We start from the raw sequence: 542 nt of genomic DNA on the forward strand, positions 1-542 counted from the left end.
ATACCATCCATACCCGTAATTTTGCAGAAACGGGGTAAATAAGCGCTCTCTGGTTAGCCGGCTGAACAGCAGGTCGGAATGCAGGGCTTGGTCCCATAAGTACAAATCACCGGTCGTGGAATACAGTCCGGCTGCTCCGGCATGGGTCGACATATGTGCATACTCTCCATGAACGACCTCATCTCCCGCCGCAGAGTAACCGGCTGCCCTGTGCTTCAGTATGCGATTATGAACATCGTAACCGGAATGATGCATGCCAAGAGGATGAAAAATATGATCCTGCAAAAACGCTTCGAACGGTTTCCCCGAGACTTGCTCAATTAAATAGGTCAGTAAAATATATCCGGAATTCCCGTATTGGAACTGATCTCCTGGAGGAAAGGCAAGCGGCTGATGCCGGAATTTATGAACGACATTCTCCAGCTTCATGGACACTTTCGTATTCAGGCCCACGGGATGTGAAAGACCGGATGTATGCGTCAACAGATGATGAATGGTGATTTTATCCCCATTCGGGAAATCGGCCAAATACCGGCCGATAG

Annotated in this window: 1 protein-coding gene; it reads right to left on the reverse strand. The window is 49.1% G+C overall.

Going from position 1 to position 542, the window contains the following annotated elements:
* Positions 1–542: serine hydrolase domain-containing protein (locus AC1DWB_RS37125; RefSeq protein ID WP_477546022.1), on the reverse strand; the 542-nt coding region annotated here is incomplete at both ends.

It is taken from the genome of Paenibacillus sp. P4_E11 (assembly GCF_056401635.1).